Origin of the sequence: Psychrobacter urativorans (assembly GCF_904846695.1) — a bacterium.
GTDB classification, from domain to species: Bacteria; Pseudomonadota; Gammaproteobacteria; order Pseudomonadales; family Moraxellaceae; genus Psychrobacter; species Psychrobacter urativorans.
In genome coordinates, this window is sequence record NZ_CAJHBR010000012.1 from 74,362 (window position 1) to 97,624 (window position 23,263).

Sequence of the window (23,263 nt, forward strand, 5' to 3'; positions counted from 1 at the left end):
ATTATAAGCCAGTCAACTACAATAAAGCACAGGATAATCAACCGATGGCACACGCTACCCAATTCCCTACGATGCCGAATATTCCGAGCGATAGACCTTGGCTCGCTGCTTATGAACGTTATAATATCGATGCGACTATCGACATGCCTGATGACGAAACCTCACTACTAGAAGTCTTTGAGCGCAACTTCCGTCGCTATGGTAAAAAGCCCGCTTATATCTGTATGGGCGCTGCTATTACTTTTAAAGAGTTGGACTTATATAGCCGCCAAATAGCCAGTTATCTGCAATCTCTAGGCTTAGACAAAGGGGACAAAGTCGCAGTGATGATGCCGAATATCTTGCAGTATCCGGTGGTGGCTTTGGGTATTATTCGTGCCGGTATGGTACTAGTGAATGTCAATCCGATGTATACCAGCCGTGAGCTTTCACATCAGCTGCATGACAGTGGCTCTAAAGCTTTGTTCATCGTTGAGAACTTTGCAAAAACTTATGAAGACGCCGAAGACAAAGGCGCAGTTAAGCATGTAGTGGTCTGTAAGCTGGGCGATATGCTGGGTCTGCTAAAAGGCACGGTAATCAATCTAGCAGCTCGCTATGTCAAAAAAATGATCCCTGCTTATAGCTTGCCCCATAGCACTAGCTTTAAGGAGGCTTTGGGTAAAGAGTCAGCTAGCGCATATCAGCGCCCTGACTTGAACCTCAGTGATGTGGCATTGTTACAATATACGGGTGGTACTACTGGCGTTGCTAAAGGGGCTATGTTATCGCATGGCAACTTAGTGGCCAACATGCTACAGATTAACGCTTTGATGAATAGCGCCTTTGAAGATGATGCTACTGCTGATAACGTTATCTTGACTGCACTGCCACTTTATCATGTGTTCTCCTTTATGGTCTGTGGTATGTATGGCATGTACAAAGGCTATGCGGGACTATTAATTCCTAACCCTCGTGATCTAGATGGCCTCATCAAAGAGATGGGCAAATATAAGCCATCTTTTATCCCAGCGGTAAATACTTTGTTCAATGGCTTAGTCCAGAAAGAAGCCTTTGCAAACTTAGATTTCTCTAATCTAAAAGCAGCTATCGGTGGTGGGATGTCGGTATTGCCAAGCGTAGCTAAAGACTGGCACAAAATCACCGGCTTACCTATCGTTGAAGGATATGGTTTATCTGAAACTTCGCCAGTAGTAGCCTTTAACCCGATGACCATCGCTGAGTTCACTGGCAAAATCGGCATACCTGCTTCTAGTACTGATGTCATATTAATCGATGACGAAGAAAATGAAGTGGCTATCGGTGAGCGTGGAGAGGTTAGTGTAAAAGGCCCACAAGTGATGATTGGCTATCAAAACCGTCCGGATGAGACCGCAGAAACTTTTACTGCTAATGGCTACCTAAAAACTGGTGATATCGGCATCATGGACGAAAAAGGTTTTATTAAAATCGTCGATCGCAAAAAAGATATGATTATTGTTTCAGGCTTCAATGTCTATCCCAATGAGATTGAAGAAGTGATGTCTGAGCATCCAGGAGTCTTAGAGTGTGGAGCTATCGGCATACCCAACGATCAGCGTGGTGAAGATCCGAAGCTATTTGTGGTCAAAAAAGGCGAAGTTACTGAGCAAGAGCTAATAGATTTCGGCAAAAAACAATTGACTGGCTATAAGCGTCCTCGTCACATACAGTTCGTCACTGAACTGCCAAAATCTAATGTAGGCAAAATACTACGTAAAGAATTACGTAAGATGGAAGGCTTAGAATAATCAAATATTGATCGTTTGTCGTTTGTCATCAGCCATTAACTCAGCTGCTGTGATTTTTTAGCCAATAATTAGGGCTGCAACCACCCAGTTGTCAGACCAGCAATGCAATTGTAAAAAGCTATAGCGCTATTAGAATAAGTTTTGGTAGTCGCTATAGCCTTAACCTTAGTAACAGGCCTAGATATTCACCGCAGTGTTTTATTTTACCTTGGCTAGGGTTTAAATCGGTTGCAGTTCCCGTTGATTATAGTTAGGATTTAGGCTTAATAAAGTATCACTGCTATCTGCTTTTCTTGCTATTGAATCGAGGTCACGTTAGGATATCTCAGTTATTTTGTCCTCAATCATTACAAGATATTGTCGTTAATAGCTCTATATCTAGCAGTAAAGGCTGCATTTGTCTGATAACAAGCGCTGTTTATGTCATTGAAAAATATATGATCACTCATTGTTTAGCCCTCTAAAACTATTTATTATTTCTATACTAGGATACCTTATGCGTATTGATAACCGTGAGCTAGACCAACTTCGTTCGATCAGCTTTGAGCGTCATTATACCAAGCATGCTGAAGGATCAGTGTTGGTCAGCTTTGGCGATACCAAAGTATTGTGTACTGCCAGTGTTGAGTCCGGTGTCCCGCGCTGGCTAAAAGGCAAAGGTAAAGGCTGGATCACTGCCGAATATGGCATGTTACCGCGCGCCACTAATACTCGTAATCAACGCGAAGCTGCCCGTGGTAAGCAGTCAGGACGTACCCAAGAGATTCAACGCTTGATCGGTCGTAGCCTAAGAGCGATGATAGATCTCAGCAAGTTAGGCGAAAATACTATCTACCTTGACTGTGATGTACTCCAAGCAGATGGCGGTACTCGTACTGCTAGTGTCACTGGTGCAGCTATTGCCCTAATTGATGCCCTAGAAACTATCCAAAAAACTAAAAAGCTAAAAGCCGATCCGTTAATTGGCTTAGTGGCTGCGGTCTCCGTCGGTATGAAAGATGGCGTGGCGTATTTGGATTTAAATTACCAAGAAGATGCCAGTTGTGATACTGATCTAAACGTAGTGATGACCCAAAAAGGCGAGTTCATTGAGCTACAAGGGACTGCTGAAGAGAAGCCATTCACCCGCGCGCAAGCAGATGATATGTTAGCATTAGCTGAAAAAGGCATTGCTGAGCTTATCATTATGCAAAAAACAGCTTTAGGCTGGTAAGTAGTAGTAGTAAGTACTGGTGATTTTGTTTTATTCAGCAGTTGAGACGTTTTATCCGCTAATTAATAGGTAGTACTGCATGCTTAAACTGACTGATGATGGTGCCAAAATCACTTTGCAAGGGCAGCCGCCAGCAGGGGATAACGGGCTATTTTGGTTTGGTTCAGCACTGTTGGTAGGGGCAGTAGCCGTAGTATTGGCTATGAGCCTGCTACCGGAGCGCTTATCGATCGGCGCTCTAGCATTACTTATTATTGGCAGCTTTTTCTTTAATCGCCAGCGCCAACAGCGCAAAAAAGCTATGAGTGGCGTTATCAGTAACGGTATTCTATGGGTGCGCAATAGCGAATTAGTGCATGATAATCAAGGCAAGCGTGAGCAGATTCATCTAGCTGATGATGATCAAATCACTGTGCATGGCGAGCAACTGCAAATTATTGCTGCTGATAATAGCTGCAAATACCACATCATTGGCTTTGATACTATGCAAGAGGCGCAGGCCACCAAAGCTATCCTACAAGGGCAAGTGATTAATAAACGCTCTGTCAATATTAAGCTTAATGCTGACTAAACCTTTGGTCTGATTTTATATACCTGCTATCCCTGTCAAATAACTAATAGTACTTGCGACTTGCCCCTATAATAGTTTATAACTACAGCTTCTACCTTTATCGCTGCCGAATTTAATGTCCTAGCGATTTTGTTTTTTTGCTGTTTTGCCAGGAGCTGATCATGTCGTTAACATGGATGATTGCATCGAAAACTGTCTCATCTAAGACCATAAATCTGATACCAGTAGCGATTTTGGCTTTGTCTGTTTTGAGTGTCCCAAGCTTTGGACACGCTGATGATATGAGCCAGATGATTGCTCAAAAAACCACACAAACTATGCTGCCAGTACCCGCCGCTAGGGTTAGTACTAGTTCAAGCATTCGACGTGCAGCGCCCCCTTCAGCAGCAACGCCTACTTATAGTAATATTACTAATTACAACGCTAACAACTCTAGCCTCAACAGCTCTAGCTCTAATAGCTATGCCTCTAACAACTCTAACCTTAACCCTTCTAACGCTATTAGCTATACCTCTAATAACTCTAACCTTAATAGCGCTAATCCCAACAGCTCCAATCCTAACAGCTATGAGCCTAGTAGTTCTAAATCTAGTGCATCTCGCGTTATTACCGCCTCTGCTGCTAGCAGTTATCGTTATCCTCAAGTATCAGTAGCGTCGCCAGTAGTATCCTCTGGCTGGTCAAACACTAGTAGCTCCAAGATTACTGCCTCTGCTGCCCCTAGTAGTTATCGCTATCCTCAAGTATCGGCAGCGCCAGCAGTACTACCAGCGTTCTTATCGGGCAACTATGACAATGTGGATAGTGAGTATTTGCCACTACTCAGCACTGCTGAATTACAGAGTAGCAAGGCGGCTCGTGGGGTGATCAGCATTGCACGTACTATGGCGCTCAATGAACGTACTATCATTCAAGGTGGCTGCTGGGACTATCTAAATGCCGTGTTTAACCGTGCTGGAGTCAGCCGTAATACGCTACACAAAGGCACTTATAGAGAAGGGCCTTATGCTAATAGTAGTGAGATTGAAATTGGTGATTGGCTGTATTATATTAACCACGGCTATAAAGGTATCGAACACAGTGGTCTGTTCGTCGGTTGGGTTGATGAGTCAGCCAAGCAAGCGTTAATGCTCAGTTATGCGGGCGAGAATCGCCGCGAGCCTGCACGTTATCGAGTTTATGACTTGAGTAATGTCTACCAAATCATGCGCCCCATTATTTAAGCTATAGTCGATCTACTATAAAATACTAGGTTAACCAATGAAGTGCTACTGGGATGAATTTTGTGCAGTCTCTGGGCACGCAGCACACCAGAAAAATTCATACCATTAGCACGCGGTAATGGCTGTACTCTTTTGATTTAGGATTAACTCTAGTTTGAGTATCCGCTTTATAAAACAGTCGGTTTCATTGTAGGGTTAAACAAAAAAGCGTCCATAGCTAATAAACTAGGGACGCTTTTTTAGGACTTATACTAAGCTTTCACCTTACTAATAGGGGGCAGCTTAGCTGTGGTAAAATCAGCTTTAAAAAGGTTTTACTATGACTAAAATCACAATAATCACTAAAGCAAAGACTGGCACTTCATTAAACCAACGCCAGAATACATGAGACTTATACTGTGGGTTGTCTACTAGCTTTTTACGATAGAAGCCACAAGCGCCATGATAGCCTGAAAGCAGGATGACTAGTACTATCTTGACGTGCAGCCAGCCTTGAGTTTTGTATACTTCCCAGCCCGATATCACCATCCACAAACCAAAAATCCAAGTAGCGATCATCGCTGGCGTCATGATACCGCGATACAGCTTACGCTCCATAATAACAAAGCGCTCTTGGCTAATAGTGTCTTCACTCATTGCATGATAGACAAACAGTCTTGGTAAGTAAAAAATAGCTGCAAACCAACAAACCACAGAGATAACATGCGCCGCTTTAACCCAATTAAAATAATCTGCCATACTCATTTTCCTAATGTCGATATGCTGATAGCTATATTTGAATGCGGGCAAGCTTAGCGCAGATTGCTTTAGTTTGACAGTGCTACTTGTGACTTATGACCACTCATAGCATCGAGCACAGGCAATAATTTTGCAGCTTTTGGCGCTGCAAATTGCTTAGTTAAGCCCAGTTCGCGCAGTAAGCGATCATCATTGGCTTGACTGGCATTACCAGTGGTTAACAGCTTATCACCATAAAAGAATGAATTAGCCCCTGCCATAAAGGCTAAGGCTTGCTCGGCATCAGATAGACTCTCACGTCCGGCTGATAGGCGCACATAGCTAGTAGGGCAACAAATACGAGTTACCGCAATAGTGCGAATCCACTCAAGCACAGATAGCTCACCTTCTGCTAGTACTTTATCGCCTATCGGTGTGCCAGCAATAGGAACTAGTAAGTTGACAGGGATAGATTCAGGAGCCTTAGGCATTTTGAGTAATTCGTATAACCAATCTACACGATCATCACGGCTTTCACCCATACCGACGATATTGCCACTACAGACATTAATACCTGAATCACGCACATTGTTCAGAGTATCTAAGCGATCATCATAGCTGCGCGTACTTACCACTTGCTCATAGTAGCTTCTAGAAGTATCGAGATTATGATTATAATAGTCTAATCCAGCATCGGCTAATTGGCCTGCTTGTTCAGGGTTGAGCATACCTAAGGTCATGCAGGTTTCAAGCCCTAAACCTTTGACTTCTTTGATTAGCTCGACTACATAAGGCATATCTTTGGCACTTGGATGTTTCCAAGCGGCACCCATACAAAACCGTGATGAGCCAGTCGCTTTAGCACGTTTGGCCGCAGCAATAACTTTATCAATCTCTAAGCGTTTTTCTGCTTGTAGCTTAGTTTTGTCACGATGATGACCAGACTGCGAGCAGTAACCACAGTCCTCAGGACAGTTGCCAGTTTTGATCGATAATAAAGTGCTAATTTGCACCTCATTAGCGATGAAGTGTTGGCGATGAATGGCTTGGGCTTGCGATAATAAATCTAGCAATGGCAATTCAAAAAGCTGAGCGACTTGCTCACGGCTATAGTTATTAACAGGCTCAATAGCTTCTGTAGCTAATGCTTCAGGATTGAAATATTTGCCTTTGGGGAGAGTAGAAGTAGGAGTAGGTTCGGTAATACTAAGCAATCCTGCCATGATAAATCCTTGGGTAATAAGTAGCACAACATTTGAAAAAGCTTCGATAATAAAATTTCATTAGGGTGTATTGAGTTATTCAAAAACTAAAGCGTGGTTTATAAGAAGAGTAGCACTAATAGTAACAGCGACTATTAATTAGTAAATAAAAAATTTATATTATAAAAAAATTACCACATAAAAAAAGGTTGCAGCAACCGTAGTATACCGCAACCTTTATAATAACAGCAGAGTAGTGCTAAGTGACAGCAATAATGCTTCGTGTCATACAGCAGCTACCTACTAGGGCAATTATTTACCTAGTTTATGCTTAGCAAAGCCGATCCAATGCTCAGCGAACTGCTGGGCTTTATAAACATAAGGCTTAGCATTTTGGATATGAGGTTTTAGCTCTTCTGGGATCTCTGGTACGATATGTTTTGCCAGTTTATTGAACCACATTAGCAAACTATAATCGCCCTCAATGCTTAAGTTACCTTCTTGAACAGCAGTCATAAAGGCCGGCAAGCTACCTTTAGTCAATAGCTTAACACCAGTCATTGAATCTTTAAAATTGATAGTTAAGTCAGCTTTTTCAGCATGACCACTACGCTGACTAAACTCACCATTATCGAAGCTAAAGTAACGAGCAATATCAGACTCTTCGCTTGCAAACTCAATAGTTACCTTACGCTCAGTCAATAGTGCTTTGAAGTCTTCGTTATTGCTATCAGCAAGCATAGACAAGCGATAACCAACTACCGCTAATAGTACATCTAAAGGATCAGATTTTACATCCAAAACAGGAACAGTAAACATGGTCAAACTCCTAAAAGTGGCTAAAAATAAAACGTACTTTATAGCAATTATCACTATAATCATATAGTTAAATTATAACTCATTCTTCAGCCGGTACTCATTAGTATTTGCGTAGACAGCTTTAAGTATGTGTAACAAAGTAATAATAATCGATAAAAAAAGCGCCAATAGTAGGCGCATACTTTTACCATAGTTATCAGCCAACGTCGTCTCTAAACCAGCGGTGTTTTTAAATATTGGTCGTGTCTTTAATCAATAGTAGGCCAAATTAACTACTGAAGATACTACTCAAAACGCGGCGTATAGTCATCATCATAAATAGGACTGTGCTCAATATAACGGGCTGTTTCAATCTCACGCTGCTGTTGCAAAGCTGCACTAACATCATCATAGCGTAGGGCTCGATACAGCACCCAAGCGAATAAAGGTAGCCAGCTAATGCCCATAGCAGCGACATAACCATGCCACTCTGTTAGGAATGTCCAGCTCATGAGTAGGCTGTGAATGACCTCAACGGCTAACCAATACACCACCCCGCCCAATACGTACCAAAGTAGCCAGCGCTGCGAAGAGAGCGCAATAGCTATGATTAGACTGATTAACAAGCCATAGCCCAATAGGGCGCCACTGCTCAAGGTGGCTATCGACATGCTGGATAAGTAGCTACTAGCTAATAATGTTAAAAGCATCATTCATCTCGCTCTGCAAAAGGTGAATTTCAATAACACCATTATGAGAGTTCTACTGGTAAACCGAAAGGCTAAAAGGCGACTTTGCGACAACCGTTGACGTCTATTTTTAGCAGCAATAGGCCACTTTTTTAGCGAGGTGTAAGTGCGTCTTCAAGCTTAGCACTGACAGCTACTAAGCTTAGCTTTAGTGAGTAGATTGCTTGAATTAGCTGCTACGATGACCCCACCAAGATAGCAACGATACTAATACAGCACCTATTAACATAAGGCCTAAAGTCGTTAACCAATGAGGGCCAGTAGGGTATAGCCAAGGGGCGACATTATGGGTAGCTTCTGTCGCTAAAGTCCCTAAAGAATCAGTTTTCCAAGGCCATACTTTTACTAAGGAGCCAGCGATAAAGCCAGTCAGAAGCGCTAAAGTCGCTTGATAATAGCGTGACAATAGCCACTTAAGCATTCGAGTAAATAACAATAGCCCCGTTAGCATGCCAGCCATTAAAGTGAAGATAATAGTTAGATTAAAGCTATGTACTGCCTCCAACACGGTGTCGTAAGCGCCTAATAATAATAAAATAAAAGAGCCGGAGATTCCGGGTAGTATCATGGCACAAATCGCTATGGCTCCAGCGAAGAACAAGTAAGGTAAGCTTGGAGTAGTAGTCAGCAAGGGCAGACTGCTAATAGCTACTGCTGCAATCGCACCGATAATGAATAGACCCATTCGTGCTACAGTCCAGCGAGTAATCTCGGTCAATAAAATAAGTACAGTGGCAACTACTAAGCCAAAGAAAAACGACCAGATCAATAGCGGCTGATGCTCTAATAGGCCTTTAATAATACCAGCCAAAGTGACAATACTAGTGCCAATACCTAGCAATAAGAACAACAGAAAAGTCGCATCAACTTGACGCCATACGGCTAATAAGCCTTTGACTCCGCCTTGCAGACGGAACACTGACCACAGATGAGGACCGATGCTACTAATAGCATTGATCAAGCGCTCATAGATACCAGCAATCAGGGCAATAGTACCGCCAGATACGCCAGGGACAACATCCGCAGCCCCCATAGTCATGCCTTTAACATATATCGCTAGTAGTTGCTTAGGGCCGTCTTTACTAGAGGGCGCTGGCTCATGAGACAAGCTTGACGACTTTGTTGATGTTACAGTGGATGGCTCTACTAACGAGTCATCTTGCTGTGGGGATTTCAATGCCGTCATGGACGACTCCTTGTACCATAATAAGGGTGAAAAATAAGCCGAGAGAACGATATAATCGCTGACTCAGCTTATAGAGTAGGGAAGAATGATAACAGTAGGTAATGGTCAGCTTAAGCAACGCTCTATAGTCGGGCAATTGCTTGAGCTTATAAATATTTACGACTGTTTGGCAATAAATGCTGGATAGCCAAGAGCGTAGAGGACGCCTTCAAGACCAGTGACATTCACCGCAGCATCAGCACGCGCTTGTACGATAGATTTAGCACGGTAAGCTACCCCTAAGTCAGCACTAGCCATCATTGGTAAATCATTAGCGCCGTCTCCAACACAGACTACTTGCGACATAGCGATACCTAAGCGTTCGGCGGTATGGGCAACGATAGCGGCTTTTTTGGCACCATTGATAATAGGCAATTGAACATGACCGCTGACTACACCTGCACTGATATCTAGGTTATTAGCATGGACTTCATCTATGCCCAGTTGCTCAGCGATATAGCGGGCAAAATAAGTGAAGCCACCAGAGACTAGTACGGTGTGATACCCTAACGCTTTTAGAGCGCTGATAGTAGTATGAGCACCTGTCGATAGGCTGAGTCGTGCACAAATCTCATCAAGTACTGAAGTTGGAACCCCTTTTAATAACGCTACTCGTTGGGCAAAAGACTCATCAAAGTCGATCTCACCGCGCATGGCCGCTTCAGTGATGGTGGCTACTTGTTGGCCAACCCCAGCAGTCTTAGCCAACTCAACGATGACCTCTTGTTCAATCAAAGTTGAGTCCATATCGAAACAAGCCAGTTTATGGGTGCGCAACATATGGCCAATAGATAAAATATGACAATCTACTAAGTCTGCGTTATCGAGCCTAGGTTTTGCTGAAGTATTGGCAGAATGGCTATTGTTTTGCGCCAGTTGATGCTCTGCTAAGTCATGACGTAAGCGTGAAGTCAGCTGCTCGTCAATCATATGCGCAGCGGCTACTTTTTTGCCAGCATGCATTAGGGTATCGGTGACTGGTACTAACAGATAACGAAAAACTTGCGCAGAGACAAACGCTGGCTTAGCAGTAGTGTTAGGAGCTGCAGAACTATCTGATGGGTTATGGGGCTCGGCCTTACTACTGTTAGCATTATTCTCATTACTGCTATGGATACGGACGCCTGCCGTTACATAAGCTGGGCTAGTCATTGTATGCTCAATAGGAACCTCTACAAAGCTGGCTTCTTTATCTTCGGCTACAGTCACTAAATGCCAGTTCGGTTGCTCGTCAACCCAAGACTGGACATACTGATGAATGTCTAGAGTAGGTACTTCTACCGGCAGCACTACTATTAACGCAAACAAAGGCAAAGATTGCAGCGCATCAAAATCATGCAAATTAATATCATCAGGTAGTAATTCCGCGATAGAATTGACGGCCTGTTGCCAGGCTTTGCTGTCTTTTGGTAACGAGTATGATGTATTTTTTGCCATGGCTTAATTGTCCCTTGTATGCGCAGATAAGATTAGGAATAATAACAGCTTTAATAGGTAGCGCCTATAGATGAGCTGTGAAGTAATTTTGCCATAGTTTGGTAAGCTTGGCTTATCATAATGGCTGTTATAAGCGGTTATACATTAACCGTTACTAATTATGAGACACTATTGGTTATAAAAGGTAAATCCCTCGACAAAAAAGCGTTATGATAATAAGGTACGCTTATTTGCTTGTTAAAATAGGGCTTTGAGCAATAGATCGTCGTTTTGTCACTGCTGTGGTCGAGTGTTCAACACACCCTAGTAGTACAAGCAGCATACTTTTCTGGAAAATAAGCGAAAGTCTTGTTTTTTAATTTTCTCCTTCAAATAAGTCTACTCTATCATGATGTATTTAGCGCCGCGGCAAGGGTTGTTTGCCATTATTATTCTGGTTAGTTTTTGTCTGCAAACTCTGTTATTGGTGATCAGTACCGATCAACAGTTGAGCAAAAGTCGGGCGCACAAAGGCGAACAAATGGTCACCCAGTTGATCGATGAGGCACGCCTGTCTTTAGAGAATAAAGACCGAGTCAGCCTCAGTGTAATCGCCAATCGTTATACTAGCGAGCAGGACGTTGCGCGTTTAGTGATCAAAGACAGCAATAATGAGATTTTGGTGCCAGTAGGTAATGCACCTATGCAAAAAGGCATCACTATTGATCAGAAAGCGACTAAGGGTGATGCGGTAATCGGCAGTGTGGCGCTAACCTTAAAAGATATCAGTAAAGGCGAGATTATCGCTATGCAGTGGCCATTTGTCATTGGCTCGCTATTGTTACACTTATTACTATTAGCCGCTTACGGCTATATCGCTCGTCCTACTAAGCAGCAAATCAACGCTTTAAGTCGCGAAATTGACAACTTGCATCGTGATACTTATGCAAAAACTAATTCGTTAGACAGCAGACGACAGTCGAATGCTGATACAGAAGATGCTGATAGTAAAACCTATGATAGGGAAGACCCTAATAATAAAGCACCTAATAGCAGTGCTAATCCTATATCTACTAAAGGAAAAAGTACGGGTAGCGCTGTTAATACTGCGGTCATTCATAACGAGCTCAATGCTTATCTCAAGTCGCAACAGGGTACTGGCAGTGTAGAGGAGCAGGCGTTAGCCTCTGCTGATACTCGCTCATCAGCTACTGAAACCACTATCGACCTATTACAAAAACCAACTTTTAAGTCGCAAAAATCCGTTATAGCTACTAATAAATTGTCTGCTTCGCGCAGTTATGATAGCGTAAGCGTGCAAGTTAGATTCCATGATGAATACAAGATGCTAGAGCGCTTAGCGCCTGAAATGCGTGTGCCTTATCTGGCACTATGTACCCAGCTATTTAATGAGGCTTTGTCTGAGCTATTACAGTTGCCTTTGTTATTAGGGGTTAGCGTGATTAATGAGCCTCATTTTGAAGGTAATGGTGCAGTAGCATTACTAAAAGCGAATAACAGTCATGCTAAAGTTGCGCTGGCAGGAGTGATGTTGGGTAAGCTGTATTTGATGCTTAATAAAATCATTCATGACAAGCACATCGAGCTGTCGAAATTTGCCTTGCCAGTGACGGTTGGGGTCAGTGATGAAGCGCAAAGCGAAGCCATGGCACAATTGCTCAAAAGTGTGGGAAAAAAGGAGCAGATGCTGATCTTGCTACCTAATGAGGGGCTGAAGCAAATTGCTCATCATGTCAAAGTCTACAGCCTCAAGCGCCCAACCACCGTTTATGAACGTGAATGTGCCGTATTTGAAGGTGGTAATGATGCTATGATTCAGCGCTTAGCAGATGTGCGTAATGCCGTATTAATGACTGGGAATGAGTGATAAAAATAGCTAGCAGCGCCGCACGGCGCTAATAGCAAACTAACGATAAATGCAAAAACTATTGACAACGTCTCATAGAGACTTTATAAGGCATAGGTATCTATGTTTTTTACCCTTTTACTACTGACAGGAGCTTGCCATGAGCGATGCTGATATCGACGATGATTTTGACGATGATTTTAGCGATGATGATGATGCAAAGATGGTTGAAGAAGCAGAGACTAGTGTGCGTACGCGTTTAAGCAGCCTAGAAAAACGACGCTTGATTGACAATTTATTAGAAGAAAAACGTCTGGCTAAAGAGCTAAAAGACGAGCTTGATGATTTAGATAACTTTGATGAAGATGGTGATGATTGGGAAGATTAGTATAAAGGATTTTCATCTTATTTAAATAAGCTATCAAAGTAGTTATATTGACTACCAAAATAGCTATAGATGTCACTATCCAATCCCTTATCACAATTAAGTTATGCTAAGCTAGTTACTGTATTAAGACGGTTATTTTACCTATTTTTGCTATCTCTCTTTTATGATAATATTTTCCCATTTGACAGATGATATGTTGTGAACCAAGCTGATTCTTGAGTTCGCAGCGTTACTGTACGGATGTAAGGACCACTGTAATATGAGTAATCCAATGAGCTTTGACGAATTATTAGACTACTTGGATAACCAAGAGAGCCAATATGTGCTGGATAGTGTGGCTATGCATGGTTTCTTAACTGCTACGATTATCGGTCCTGCATTACCGAACTGGCTAGACGCACTGTTTGAAGGTCAAGTGAGTAAGCTTCCAGAAAACGTGGTTGACGGTGTTAAGCGCTGGCGCAAGTCGATTATGGACGAGCTAAAAAATGAGACACCTATCGAGCTACCGTTTAGTGAAGATGTCGGTAATGAAGAAGTAGACTTCGATTTCTCTGAGGAATCTGATATCGTTGCTTGGTCGATTGGGTTTGTCGATGCCATGTATGGTGATGAAGCCAGCGATTGGATTCAAAACGAAGATACCGCTGAAGATGTGGCAGTATTGACTTTGCCTATGATTGTACTTAGTGGTATCGACGATGAAGACCCTGAGCTATTACAGATGCGTAGCGATGAAGACAAAATGGCGCAGATGGCCAATAGTATCGAAGGCAATTTAACTGAGTTGTTTTTATTGTTCCATACTAATGACTAGTTGCTGATAGTTAGCTACTGATAGTGAATAGACGCGCCTATTAAGCAAAAAGTTACCTATCAACAAGTTATTATTAGCTACTATATTAGTAACTTTGAGCGTGGTGGGCTGCACGACAGTGTTTTTATTATAAAAACCATAGCAACGATGCACTTAGGCAGTACTAATAAAAGTTCAGAACACGCTTATCTAGATGCACTCTGTAAACATATAATCGATGAGGTTTATTAATTGAGTAATATTCAACTGTCCAATCTTGAGCACTTGCCTAATTACCAAATCACTGAGCGTTTAGATGTGGTTTATGGTAGTACTGTGCGCTCAAAGCACGTAGGTAAAGACTTATTTGCTGGACTAAAAAACATCGTTGGTGGTGAGTTGACGGCTTATACTGAGCTGTTAGACGAGTCTCGCCAACAAGCCATCGATCGTATGATAGTTAAGGCGGAAGCTTTAGGCGCTGATGCGGTAGTGGGTCTACGTTTCTCAACCTCAAGCATTGCTCAAGGAGCCGCTGAGCTGTTCGTCTATGGTACGGCAGTCAAAGTAGTAGCTCTTCAGCAGCAGCAAGCTACGCATTATCAGCCACCCATCGCTCCTCATGATCAAGCAAGCCATTACCCAAGTGCGCCAGATCAAGCGCCAGCACCTGCCGAAGATTTACCGCGTTTTAATCCTTTTGGCTAGTTGATTAGTTAAACAGCTAATGCTTTTTATGATAAGAGACAAGCCATGAATAACTCTGTTACCCAAGTGCTGTTTAATTACGCGCCGCTTGTTATATTGTTTGTGGTCGGCTGGTTCTTTGGCTCCCGTCATGAGCGTCAACATTTAGCACGACTTGCGATCTCTGAACAACAAGTAAGTCACGTGATCGTTTCTACGGAACGTTTTTATCAGCCAGCATTAGCTGATCATAGCCAAGGCGAACTGGTATTAGGTAGTGTCGTTATTGCTCAAGATTATTTTAAGATGATCATTGCTAGAGTGATGAGTCTATTTGGCAAAAACCTAACTACTTATGAGACTTTGCTAGATAGAGCACGTCGTGAGGCAGTAGTGCGTATGCGTAGCCAAGCTCATGCTAAAGGTTATAACCACATTTACGGTTTACGCCTTGAAGTTAGCAATATTAACCAGCTTGGCAGTATGGTAGAAGCTATCGCTTATGGCACAGCAGTAGTAAGTATTAATCCTTAAGTGATAAGCATTAAGTGCTAAATAACAAAAGAACCAGCTAACACGCTGCAATAACGATTTTATAATGACCAACGATGCCACAAAGCTAACCCTTAAGCTTGTGGCATTTTTTATGAGTTAGTACTCAGACACACAGTTAAATAGTTAAATAGTTAAATAGATACATAGCTAGACAAGTCTACTCATTCACTACTTTTCATACCTCACAACTGATAGCTGACAACTGCTAGCGTAGCCGTGAATTCATCCGCGCCGCTTTATGTCTTTTTTCATCCTTAGCTTGCTGTTTATTCTGTTCAAAATCGAATAAAAAGGTGCGGTTTTTAAGAATAGCTACGAATACTACGCCGCCAATAGTATTACCGACTAGTACAATCCCTAAGAAATATAAGTAGCTCAGCAAGCTCACTGTATGACCATATACTAAGGCCGAAAACACTTCGATGTTACCCACAATACTGTGATGCAAGCCCAAAAAGCCAATGCTACCAGTAATCAAAGACACTAGTAAAATACGGCTTAGGGTGTCGCGTGCTGAGGTCACTAGCCAAGCGGCAACCCCCATCATCCAACCGGCTAAGATTGAACTCCCAAAGATCACCCGCCACTCAAAATCTAATACGTGCTGCGCATAAGCATCTATATCAGCGCTGCTGAACAGCTCCATATTAATCCCTAAGCCGATCACTAAGGCTGCAAATAGACAGCCACCGACGACATTACCAGCGATAACAATACCCCAAAGCCGCAGCAGTTTTCGCAGTGGCTCTATGCCGTTGAGGACTGGTAGACTAAGTAATGAGGTTTGCTCAGTAAATAACAAGGATTGACCGATAACGACGATAATAAAGCCGAGTGGATAGAGTAGCGAGGCCAATACCATAGCGTAATGGCTAGGTAGAACTTCGCTCAAGAGTGCAAAGGCTGACAAAATGACAAACAAGCTAAAGCCTATCTCCAGACCTGCGGTAAAAGCGCTAGTAAACAGCGACCCTAAAGAGCGATTAAAGGTTTCGTTAGCATCAATGACTTGCTCAACTAAGATGCTGGCATAGCTTTTAGGCGCGCTGACATTGTCATCGTTAGCGACTTTTTTAATCGCTTCTTTATCTTCCTCACTAATGCCTTCAGAAAAATCTTCGTCTTTTAGATGTTCAGTGACAGCCTCAGTGACGATTTCAGTAACTGGCTCAGTAACCGACTCAGTAACGGCCATAGGACTATTTTCGTTGGTTTTACTGTTGTCACGGTCGCCACTAGCATGAGCACTAATGACTTGAGAGTCGCAAGCGAGTTTAGCTGATTTTGACTCAATAGCGGTTGACTCATCGCTGTTTGCGTTGAGGGCGCTTGACTTACTAGGGGTTGACTCAGGAGTTTTGGTCACAGGCAGCTCGCTGTTTATAAGAGGATAGCTTTAAGCTTAGCAATGTCTATTTTAGAGCATAAGCGCTGTCTATTATGTTGAGTGTTAAACCGATTGCTGTTGTTAATTGTTTATCGGGTGGCTTAACTGATTTTACCTCTCTACTATGCTTATCTATCCACTGTTGTTAACCTTTTACCATAGCGCTAAATATAGAGGGCATTGATGATCGACATATAGGCTATCTGTAAACAGGCTATAATGACTTTAAAGACCTATTAGTTATAGTGAGAAAATAGCTATTACTCTACAGCTGGCAGCGGTGGTTAGATCGTAATAAGCAAAAAATAGACTCTATTTTTAAGCGGCTATACGCTTAAATTAGCTAAGCGCTAACAAAATTCTGTCATCTGCGTTAAAATCACTTTATCAATTATTTTAAATTTTTTATATCCATTTTTTATCACCTCCATTATTAACCATAAGAATTTTTTATTATGAGCAATCCCACTAACAAAACCAACTTAACCCAATCTATCCAAGCGGCCTTAAACCAACTTGAAAACGCCTATAGTCCAAGCGATGTTGAAGCTGGCATGTATCAAGGTTGGGAAGAAAGCGGTTATTTTGCCCCGACATTTGATAAAGAACAATCCTTCTCTATTGCCTTGCCACCGCCGAACGTCACAGGCTCGCTGCATATGGGTCATGGCTTTAATAATGCCATTATGGATGCGCTAACTCGTTATCATCGGATGGATGGTGATAATACGCTATGGCAACCAGGTACCGACCATGCTGGTATCGCCACCCAAATGGTGGTTGAGCGTCGTCTCAATGCTGAAGGTATCAAGCGCCATGACTTAGGTCGTGAGGCTTTTATTGATAAAGTCTGGGAGTGGAAAGAAGAGTCGGGTGATAATATCACTACTCAAATTCGTCGTTTGGGCAGCTCTGTTGATTGGAGCCGTGAACGCTTCACTATGGATGATGGCTTATCTAATGCAGTAAAAGAGGTGTTTGTACGTCTGTTTGATGATGGCCTAATCTATCGCGGTAAGCGTCTAGTCAATTGGGACCCTAAGTTTCAGACTGCTTTGTCGGATTTAGAAGTAGAGAACCATGATGAAAAAGGCTCGTTATGGCACTTCCGCTATCGTTTCACTGATAAAGCTATAACCACTCAAGATGGCAAAAACTATCTAGTAGTAGCGACCACTCGCCCTGAAACCTTATTAGGTGATACCGCAGTAGCAGTCAATCCTAGCGATGAGCGCTATGCGCATTTAGTGGGCAAAACCATTACTTTGCCCGTTACCGGAAGAGTAATCCCTATCGTAGCTGACGATTATGTCGATATTGAATTCGGCACGGGCTGTGTAAAAATCACTCCTGCTCATGACTTTAACGACTATGAATTGGGTCGCCGTCATGAGTTGCCATTGATTAATATTCTTGATGGACACGCTAATATCTTAGCGGATATGGAAGTGTATCCGGATCTGCAAACTCGTGACCCTGAGCTTGAAGCCACGCCAACTGACCATAATGGTAGCCCTTACGCTGGCGTGGAACGCTTTGCTGCCCGTAAGCAAGTAGTCGAACAAGCCAAGGCAGAGGATTGGCTAGAAGATATCGAGGACTACGCACTTAAAGCGCCACGTGGTGATCGTAGTGGCGTTATCGTTGAGCCTTGGTTGACCGATCAATGGTACGTGGCAGTAGACAAGCTAGCTAAGCCAGCCATTGATGCGGTAGAAGACGGTAGTATCGAGTTTGTGCCAGCGCAATATAAAAATATGTATATGGCTTGGATGAATGATCTGCAAGACTGGTGTATTAGCCGTCAGCTATGGTGGGGACATCGTATCCCAGCTTGGTATGACGAAGAGGGCAATATCTATGTGGCACGTGATGAAGCAGAAGTGCGTAGCAAATATAGTTTAGCCCAGAGCATTAAACTGCGTCAAGATGAGGATGTCCTCGATACTTGGTTTAGCTCGGGTCTTTGGACTTTTAGTACTCTGGGTTGGGCTGATGCCGATGCCGATGCAAAAGTGATGGAGACTTTCCATCCTACTAGCGTGTTGGTCACGGGCTTCGACATTATCTTCTTTTGGGTAGCCCGCATGATCATGATGACCATGCATTTTGTCAAAAACGAAGATGGCACACCGCAAGTACCGTTTAAGACCGTTTATGTGCATGGTCTAGTTCGGGATAGCTTTGGACAAAAAATGTCTAAATCTAAAGGCAACGTGCTCGATCCTATCGATATCATCGATGGTATCGATCTTGAGACGCTAGTCAATAAGCGCACTAGCAATATGATGAACCCGAAAGACGCGGCTAAAATTGAAAAGCAAACCCGTAAAGAGTTCCCTGAAGGTATCCCAGCCTTCGGTACTGATGCACTACGCTTTACTTTTACCTCTTTAGCTAGTACTGGCCGTGATATCAATTTCGATCTAAAACGAGTTGAGGGCTATCGTAACTTCTGTAATAAAATCTGGAACGCCAGTCGCTTTGTATTGATGAACTGCGTCGATAGTGAAGGTACGGCTAAGCCTATCGATCAAATGGCTCGCCCAGAAGTTTGGGAGTTACCTGAGCGCTGGATCATGAGCCGTCTGAACTCTAGTATCCAAAATATCCATCAGCATTTCGCTCAGTATCGTCTCGATATGGTCAGCCACGATATCTATGAGTTTATCTGGAATGAGTATTGTGATTGGTATGTTGAGCTTGCCAAAGCGAGCCTGAATGATGACTCAGTATCTGCTGAGCGCAAGGCGCAAATCCGCTATGTACTGCTACATGTCTTAGAGACGGCGCTACGCTTTACTCATCCTATTATGCCGTATCTCACTGAGCAGATTTGGCAAACTATTGCACCGCTATTAGATCGCAAGGCTACTGAGAGCATCGTTATCGCTAGCTACCCAAAAACTGACTCCACACAAATCAGTGAGCAAACCGAAGCTGATATGGCCTGGTTACAACAGCTAATTGCGAGCGTGCGTAACATTCGTGGCGAGATGAAGCTGGGCAATGCGGTACGTCTGCCTGTGTTATTACAAAACATCTCGCAAGCGGAAGATGAGCGCCTAGCCCGTATCGCTAATCAGTTTAAGGCATTAGCAAAAGTAGAGAGCTTAACGATCTTAAAAGCTGGTGATGAGGTGCCACTGTCCTCATCGAGCATGATTGGACAGCTACGCATATTAGTCCCTATGAAAGGGCTGATCGATCCGACAGCTGAGTTAGCTCGTTTGGGCAAGTCATACGACAAGCTAAAAGGACAAGCGGAAGGTATCGCCCGTAAGCTAGGTAATGAAGGCTTTGTCAGTAAAGCGCCTGTCGAAGTGGTAGAAGCTGAGAAAGCAAAACTGGCTGAGTTAGAAGGGCAGTTGACAGCGATGACCGCCCAGATGGAAGAGTTAAAGGCTTTGTAGGTTAATGTAGAAATTGGAAAACAAAAAGGTACTTTTGAAGTACCTTTTTGTTTTTGCTTGATTAATAATTCTCAAGGAAAATAATATGATTAACAAATTAGATGAAGAAGCAATTTTTGAGCACAATGTAGTTATGATTAACATAAATGCTTCAATTGAAGATAGATCTGAATATGATGCAGTACGTTATGCTTGGAAAGTAAAACCTGAGACAGTTGGCCAAGCTGATTATGTATTAGCGGTTGCTCATGGCAAAATCGTTGGAGTCTTTATTGCAGATAAATGGAAAGCAGCCACGTTGGAGAACTTTCCAGAGTACACTAAGGTTGCAGCAGAAGGTAGATTTGGTTTTGTTGGAAGAGAGGCACCTAGAGATGTTGAGCAGCTTTACATGGGTAAAAGCATCTCTAATGATTATCGTAAAAAAGGTGCATCGAATCCTATTAGATATAATTATAAGTATAATTCTAAGAAAAACTCAATAATACGGAAAGTATTTGTAAATGGTGTGAGAGCGAACTAGAACGATTCGGTATTATTCATAACACCTCATTTAAACTGGAACCTGCTTATGGATAGTATTTATTTCAAACTGCTCATTATCCTGTTGCTACTGGCTATCCCTAGCTATTTTTTCTATCGTAGCAGGGTGCAGGACTCGCCAAAATATCGTCAGTTAAAGACCTATTCCAATATCGATTATGATAGAGAAGAGTACTATGAGAGTCCCTCTAAAAGCGCGCTACTGTATGTAGCGACTTTAGGCAATCATGAAAAATCAATAAAAAGTAGACACTCCTACGATAATACTTATGAGCAATATAGCTTTATCTTTAATAAAGTCACTGAACTGCAAGAGAAGATCAATCTTGGCATCGCTAAGTTGGAACAAAACATAGCTTTGATCCTAAAAGAGCTAAAAACTAGCAGTCGCTTAGTCACTGATCCGACTACGGTGAAGACGGTGATAGAGGCGATCAAAAGCACGGATAAAATTGATAGCCAAGTTGATACTATCGATGGTCTTGGCTTCACTAAAGCCGCTCGGTTGAAAACTTGGTTTCCATCATTCACTGTCTTCACTGGCATTATGGCGGGACTACTGACGATAATGGTGATTTGGTTCTTACTATTGGCTCTGGGCGGTAGCGGTACGAGCCTTTTGAGCTATGTGATAGTGTTGGTTATTATGATTATACCTATGATTGCTTTTTCAGCCTTTAAGTCGCGTGCCAATACTAGCAAGTTTGCGCAGCAAGATAAGGTGCTGATAGGGAGGATACAGTCCATTTTGGACAATTCAGAAAAGCTGGAAAATACGGTTATTCTGCTCAGTACTAATAACCGTACATTAGAGTCTTATCTGAGTGAAATCACCGCTATCAATGCCGAGGTCACTGAGGCGCTGTATAAGAATAGTGCTTATATTAAGGCGGCTAGGAAGTCGAGGGCACTGTTTAAAAGGGATGATTATAGTAAAGAAGAAATTGAGTTATCAAATAGGATAAATATGGCAGTTGATGGCTTGCGAGCAGAGGTCGAGATTAGTTCTTTGTTGGGTTGAGATTAATTATTATCAATATGATAGCTTCTACTTTTTAAATATATTTAAAGCAATGCAATTGACCATTAAGGTATTATTATGAAAAATGAACACTATAGTTCCCAGACAACTGTTATAGATAGATTAATAATTAAAGATCTACATGGTGATAAAGATCTCAATGTAGATATACACCATAATTGTTTAATTATAGTTGGTGATAATGGATTTGGTAAAACTAGTGTATTGAACATAGTTTACTCAATACTTAGTGCGAACATGAAACACTTGAAAGATGTAAACTTCTCAGCAGTAGAACTATATTATACAGATCCTAATACTGAAGAGGCTGACTTTATAAAAATTAGTAGGGTAGAGCTTAGTGTCTATGAAAGCTTAAATAATTCAAGAAGTCACAAAAAAGATATAACTTTTAATACAAAAAATTCAAAAATAATCAAACATTATATGAGTAGCAGAATGATTGATTTATTTGAAAACGATCCAAACAATTCTAGTATTGAAGGAATCGAAAGTTTGTTCAATGAATCGAAATCTGAAGTAACTTTTGATAATTTATTTATAAAATATGAAGAGATTAAAAATAAAATTTCTATAGCTAAAGATAAGTTAAATTTTCAAACTTTATTTCTTCCAACATATCGTAGAATTGAGCAAAACTCTGAATATTTTGGTCTTGACGAGGTAGAAGATAATAATATAAATTTTGGTATGAATGATGTAAAAGCTGCTATTAAAAATATTACAGATGAAATTATACAATCTTCAATTAATTGGGTTTCAAAAGTTAATGGCGATATTATTAATGAAATTATAAATATAGAAAAAGCTACAATTATTTTTGATAAGAACAATGAAAAGCAAATAAAGAAGACTTTGAATAGGATTGATGAAAAACACCTTAATAAAGCAAGTAAAGATAAAATATTCGAGTTGATTGAAAGTGGTGAAATTGATGAAAATGAAACTCTTGTTTATTTTCTAAATAATATGCTCAAGTTATATAAAGAGCAAAATAAGAATGATAATAAATTAAAAGATTTTGCTAAAATATGTAATAAGTATCTTAAAAATAAGCAAATAAAATATGATGAAATAAAGGTAAGCCTAAAGGTAGTTAAATCTATTTCTAATGAAGAAGTGGATTTCAGTTTATTGAGCTCCGGAGAAAAACAAATAATATCTATTTTTGCTAGACTAGTTTTAACTAATGATAAAAATATAGCAGTAATTTTTGATGAGCCTGAGATATCTATATCTATTAAATGGCAGAAAATGATTTTGGAAGATATATTTGAGCTAGAGAATTGTGGCTTTCTCATAGCTTCTACTCACTCCCCTTTCATATTTTCTAACAGACTACAGCAATATGCTGTAGATATTGAAGAAAAGTTAGGAGTATAGTTTATGAGTTTAGTTGATGAGATGTTATCTGAAGTTGAAGATCATTCTGTACTATTTATTAAGTTTATGGACATCTCAAAATGTGAGGAATACAAGAGTAAAAAATTAATTCCTTGTATAGTGGAAGGCGACGAAGATTATAGCTTTTACAACCCTAAACTAAGACTTCTACTAGAAGCTAAAACGGAAAAAATTAGACCTCTTGCAAAAGTCATAGGTTAAGCTCAAAATTAACAACACCGGCGAATAGCTTCATTCTAAGATCATAGCGCTGACGACGGTTACGATATCTATGAGCCACGATTTTGAACAATTTAAT

21 protein-coding genes are annotated in these 23,263 nt (G+C 41.5%); 14 read left to right on the plus strand and 7 right to left on the minus strand.

The genetic code is table 11. From position 1 onward, the window contains the following. The first annotated feature begins 44 nt into the window (after positions 1-44). The 4 genes from JMY09_RS09230 (at position 45) to JMY09_RS09245 (ending at position 4,776) form a co-directional block, all read left to right on the plus strand. A complete protein-coding gene (locus tag JMY09_RS09230; RefSeq protein ID WP_201623297.1) occupies positions 45-1,769 on the plus strand; it encodes an AMP-binding protein in 1,725 nt (574 codons plus the stop codon). Between the two features lie 496 nt (positions 1,770-2,265). Then, positions 2,266-2,982: a ribonuclease PH gene (gene rph / locus JMY09_RS09235; RefSeq protein WP_201623298.1), complete on the plus strand. Its 717-nt coding sequence runs from the start codon at positions 2,266-2,268 to the stop codon at positions 2,980-2,982. A gap of 79 nt (positions 2,983-3,061) precedes the next feature. Then, positions 3,062-3,553 (plus strand): hypothetical protein, encoded by a 492-nt coding sequence (locus JMY09_RS09240; RefSeq protein WP_201623299.1) that lies wholly within the window; start codon positions 3,062-3,064, stop codon positions 3,551-3,553. Positions 3,554-3,714: 161 nt separating this feature from the next. Next, positions 3,715-4,776, plus strand: coding sequence for a hypothetical protein (locus JMY09_RS09245; RefSeq protein ID WP_201623300.1), 1,062 nt, complete (start codon positions 3,715-3,717; stop codon positions 4,774-4,776). 303 nt (positions 4,777-5,079) lie between these two features. Here JMY09_RS09245 and hemJ read toward each other — a convergent pair whose 3' ends face one another. The 6 genes from hemJ to serB all read right to left on the minus strand — a co-directional run bounded on the left by hemJ (position 5,080) and on the right by serB (position 10,904). Next, complete coding sequence (gene hemJ / locus JMY09_RS09250; RefSeq protein ID WP_201623301.1) at positions 5,080-5,514, minus strand: protoporphyrinogen oxidase HemJ; 435 nt, start codon at positions 5,512-5,514, stop codon at positions 5,080-5,082. 68 nt (positions 5,515-5,582) lie between these two features. Further along, positions 5,583-6,716, minus strand: a complete 1,134-nt coding sequence (bioB, locus tag JMY09_RS09255) for a biotin synthase BioB (RefSeq protein ID WP_201623302.1) — start codon at positions 6,714-6,716, stop codon at positions 5,583-5,585. A gap of 291 nt (positions 6,717-7,007) precedes the next feature. Then, positions 7,008-7,514 carry an SCP2 sterol-binding domain-containing protein gene (locus JMY09_RS09260; protein WP_201623303.1) on the minus strand — a complete coding sequence of 169 codons (507 nt, stop codon included), beginning with the start codon at positions 7,512-7,514 and terminating at the stop codon, positions 7,008-7,010. 284 nt (positions 7,515-7,798) lie between these two features. Next, positions 7,799-8,206 (minus strand): AciT family ciprofloxacin tolerance protein, encoded by a 408-nt coding sequence (gene aciT / locus JMY09_RS09265; RefSeq protein WP_227677257.1) that lies wholly within the window; start codon positions 8,204-8,206, stop codon positions 7,799-7,801. A 205-nt stretch (positions 8,207-8,411) separates the two neighbouring features. Next, the gene (locus JMY09_RS09270; RefSeq protein WP_201623304.1) at positions 8,412-9,428 is read right to left on the minus strand and encodes a DUF368 domain-containing protein; all 1,017 of its coding nucleotides are present in this window, start codon (positions 9,426-9,428) and stop codon (positions 8,412-8,414) included. A gap of 156 nt (positions 9,429-9,584) precedes the next feature. Further along, the gene (gene serB, locus JMY09_RS09275) at positions 9,585-10,904 is read right to left on the minus strand and encodes a phosphoserine phosphatase SerB (RefSeq protein WP_227677258.1); all 1,320 of its coding nucleotides are present in this window, start codon (positions 10,902-10,904) and stop codon (positions 9,585-9,587) included. Positions 10,905-11,292: 388 nt separating this feature from the next. Here serB and JMY09_RS09285 point away from each other — a divergent pair, with 388 nt between their 5' ends. The 5 genes from JMY09_RS09285 (at position 11,293) to JMY09_RS09305 (ending at position 15,155) form a co-directional block, all read left to right on the plus strand. Continuing rightward, on the plus strand, positions 11,293-12,771 hold the full coding sequence (locus tag JMY09_RS09285) for a hypothetical protein (RefSeq protein ID WP_201623305.1): 1,479 nt from the start codon (positions 11,293-11,295) through the stop codon (positions 12,769-12,771). A gap of 139 nt (positions 12,772-12,910) precedes the next feature. Further along, positions 12,911-13,138: a PA3496 family putative envelope integrity protein gene (locus JMY09_RS09290; protein ID WP_201623306.1), complete on the plus strand. Its 228-nt coding sequence runs from the start codon at positions 12,911-12,913 to the stop codon at positions 13,136-13,138. A 259-nt stretch (positions 13,139-13,397) separates the two neighbouring features. Next, positions 13,398-13,955 (plus strand): YecA/YgfB family protein, encoded by a 558-nt coding sequence (locus JMY09_RS09295; RefSeq protein ID WP_201623307.1) that lies wholly within the window; start codon positions 13,398-13,400, stop codon positions 13,953-13,955. A gap of 231 nt (positions 13,956-14,186) precedes the next feature. After that, complete coding sequence (locus JMY09_RS09300) at positions 14,187-14,642, plus strand: heavy metal-binding domain-containing protein (protein ID WP_227677259.1); 456 nt, start codon at positions 14,187-14,189, stop codon at positions 14,640-14,642. Positions 14,643-14,687: 45 nt separating this feature from the next. Further along, positions 14,688-15,155: a YbjQ family protein gene (locus JMY09_RS09305; RefSeq protein ID WP_201623308.1), complete on the plus strand. Its 468-nt coding sequence runs from the start codon at positions 14,688-14,690 to the stop codon at positions 15,153-15,155. Positions 15,156-15,381: 226 nt separating this feature from the next. Here the strand turns inward: JMY09_RS09305 and JMY09_RS09310 are convergent, their stop codons facing one another. Continuing rightward, positions 15,382-16,542: a formate/nitrite transporter family protein gene (locus JMY09_RS09310; RefSeq protein ID WP_227677260.1), complete on the minus strand. Its 1,161-nt coding sequence runs from the start codon at positions 16,540-16,542 to the stop codon at positions 15,382-15,384. Between the two features lie 476 nt (positions 16,543-17,018). Between JMY09_RS09310 and JMY09_RS09315 the strand changes: the two genes are divergently transcribed. The 5 genes from JMY09_RS09315 (at position 17,019) to JMY09_RS09335 (ending at position 23,166) form a co-directional block, all read left to right on the plus strand. Further along, positions 17,019-19,976 (plus strand): valine--tRNA ligase, encoded by a 2,958-nt coding sequence (locus tag JMY09_RS09315; RefSeq protein ID WP_201623309.1) that lies wholly within the window; start codon positions 17,019-17,021, stop codon positions 19,974-19,976. Positions 19,977-20,061: 85 nt separating this feature from the next. After that, entirely contained in the window at positions 20,062-20,499 is a 438-nt protein-coding gene (locus tag JMY09_RS09320; protein ID WP_201623310.1) for a hypothetical protein, read from the plus strand. A gap of 48 nt (positions 20,500-20,547) precedes the next feature. Further along, positions 20,548-21,540 carry a hypothetical protein gene (locus JMY09_RS09325; RefSeq protein WP_201623311.1) on the plus strand — a complete coding sequence of 331 codons (993 nt, stop codon included), beginning with the start codon at positions 20,548-20,550 and terminating at the stop codon, positions 21,538-21,540. A 78-nt stretch (positions 21,541-21,618) separates the two neighbouring features. Continuing rightward, entirely contained in the window at positions 21,619-22,944 is a 1,326-nt protein-coding gene (locus tag JMY09_RS09330) for an AAA family ATPase (protein WP_201623312.1), read from the plus strand. A 3-nt stretch (positions 22,945-22,947) separates the two neighbouring features. After that, positions 22,948-23,166, plus strand: a complete 219-nt coding sequence (locus JMY09_RS09335; protein WP_201623313.1) for a hypothetical protein — start codon at positions 22,948-22,950, stop codon at positions 23,164-23,166. Positions 23,167-23,263: the final 97 nt, after the last annotated feature.